Here is a 2,266-nt window from a genome sequence, read left to right as displayed (position 1 = left end):
GCCCGGCATCTCGGACCGCCCGGGGGCGGCTTCCCCGGGGCCGAAGTCGAGGACGTATTCGGGATCCCCGTACGCGTTCAGGGCATCGCAGACGGAGCTGTCGGTGCCCGCATCCCTCAGCCGAGAGGCGAGAACCTGCCATGCGTCTGTCTTCGGAGCCGACCAGGTGCGCGGATAGACGTCGACGCCGCTGAGCATGTAGCCGAAGCCGGCGCCGGTCGACGGGTTGCTGAGCACACGCGCCCCATCGGGCACTTCCTCGTCCAGGGCTTCCAGCAGCGTCCGCTCGTCAGGTGAGAGGAAGCTGTCGCTCACCGAGAGGTATCTCGACTCCCGATCGAATGTGCCCTGAAGGAACGCGGGCATCGCGACCGGGCGGACGAGCACCAGCACGAGCATGAAGACCGTGAGGGCGATCACGCCGTACAGTGCGCCGCTCTTTGCGCCGCCCAGTGCGCCGTTCCCGCGCCGGGCGCGACGTGAACGCACCCATCGGGTAGCCGCCTCGACGACGGAGTTCGCACCTATCGCCGCCAGGGGAATCACCACGAGAGGTGCGAGGGCGGCGATCCGGTAGGGATCCGCGTACCAGGCGCCGAGGATGTTCTCCCGCACGATCGGCGCTCCGATCGCGGCGACCAGAACGTAGAGCAGCGAGACGCCTGCCCACGCGAACACGAACCACCGCGCGCGGCGCCCGCGCCAGGCCGCGACGAGACCGAGCAGCATGAGGAGGCTGACGCCGACGGCGAACGGAATGCGCAGCTGGCCGTTGAGGAGAACGTCGAGGAACACCTCGAACTTGCCCCGGAACGGAGGCCAGTGCGACCCGCTCGTCCCGCGCGAGAGCACGATCCAGATGACGGCGAACACGAGCCACGCGCCGAGCACCAGAGTCCACCGACGGACTCCCGAGAAGAGGGGGCGATCGGACATGAGACGTGCGGTGCCCCAGACGAGGACGATCGCGGCCCACGGAAGGAGCGCCGCCGGCTGAGACAGCGCGAGGGCGCCGATCGCGACGACGAGGATCAGGCACGCTCGGGTCACCGTGTGCCAGCGCCTGCGGTCACCCGCCCATCGAGGCAACGACATGACGAGGGCGACGGCCGCCGGGATCATCGCGGTCGACAGGGCGTTCGGGAAGAGCACACCCCACTGGAACATCAGAAGCGGGAAGGTCTGCAGAGCGCTGGAGAGCACCGCCGCGTACGCCGAGACGACCGTCGAGCCGGTGAGGATCCGTGTGAGCCACGCGATGCCGAAGGGCCAGATGAGGGCGCCGATCACGATGGTCAGCATGTTCGCAGCGATCGGGATGCTCGTACCCGTCACCCCGACGATGAGGGAGACCAGCGCATGCCACGCAGCAGGGTAGAACGAGCTGCCGCCGATCACCCCGTTCACGTGCAGAGAGGAGGCGTCTGCGGTCTCCAGGATGAACCGCACGGCGTTCATGTGGAAGACCGCGTCGTTGGTCTGCGAGATGCCTGCGGGATCGGTGATGTACGAGGCGAGTCGCCAGACCCCGAAGAGCACGCCGATCGCGAGCGCCGACGGGAGGACCCACCGGGACGCGCCTCTGACCTGCTCGTCGAGAGTCCCGCCCAGGAGACGGCCGAGAAGGGCCGCCGCTCCGACGAGGACGAGGACCGCGACGCCCCAGCTGAGGGGCGACCACGCGATGCCCAGCACCCCGAAGACCAGCGCGATGACCGCGGTGGCCAGGGTGCTGAACAGGGGCGCAGCTGCCAGGAGCGCCAGCCCCCGCAGTCCGACGAGACGCAGGGCGAGCACGCCGGGCACGAAGACGACCAGTGCCGCGATCAGCAGCACCGGCGTCTGCGCCAGCCAGTCCGCGATCACGCGTCCACCAGGGCTATCGCCCCCTCGACCTCGCCGTCGTACACGACCTCACCCTTGTTGATCACGATGCCGCGTGTGCACAGCTCGCGCACCATCTCCATGTCGTGGCTGACCACGACCAGGGTCTTGCCCTGCGAGATGAGCTCTTCGAACTTCAGGCGGCACTTCTCTCGGAACGGCGCGTCGCCCACCGAGAGGATCTCGTCGACCAGGAGCACGTCGAGCTCGACGTGGATGGCGACCGAGAACGCGAGCCGCATGAACATGCCCGAGGAGTAGTGCTTGACCTCCTGGTCGATAAACTGCTCGATCTCGCTGAACGCGACGATCTCGTCGTAGCGCGCTTCGATCTCGTGACGCTTCATGCCGAGGATCGCGGCGTTCAGGAACACGTTCTCGC

2 protein-coding genes are annotated in these 2,266 nt (G+C 68.0%); both read right to left on the bottom strand.

The annotated features are described in order from the left end of the window. The coding region (locus J7E68_RS13325) for a DUF6541 family protein (RefSeq protein WP_215173341.1) at positions 1 to 1,866 on the bottom strand (1,866 nt) is incomplete at its 3' end. After that, positions 1,863 to 2,266: ABC transporter ATP-binding protein (locus J7E68_RS13320; protein ID WP_396652505.1), on the bottom strand; the 404-nt coding region annotated here is incomplete at its 5' end. The genes J7E68_RS13320 and J7E68_RS13325, both read right to left, overlap by 4 nt.

The organism is Microbacterium sp. ISL-103 (assembly GCF_018613995.1).
GTDB lineage: Bacteria > Actinomycetota > Actinomycetes > Actinomycetales > Microbacteriaceae > Microbacterium.
The sequence above is the reverse complement of the archived record's forward strand: the minus strand, read 5'-3'. Positions and strand labels throughout refer to the sequence as shown.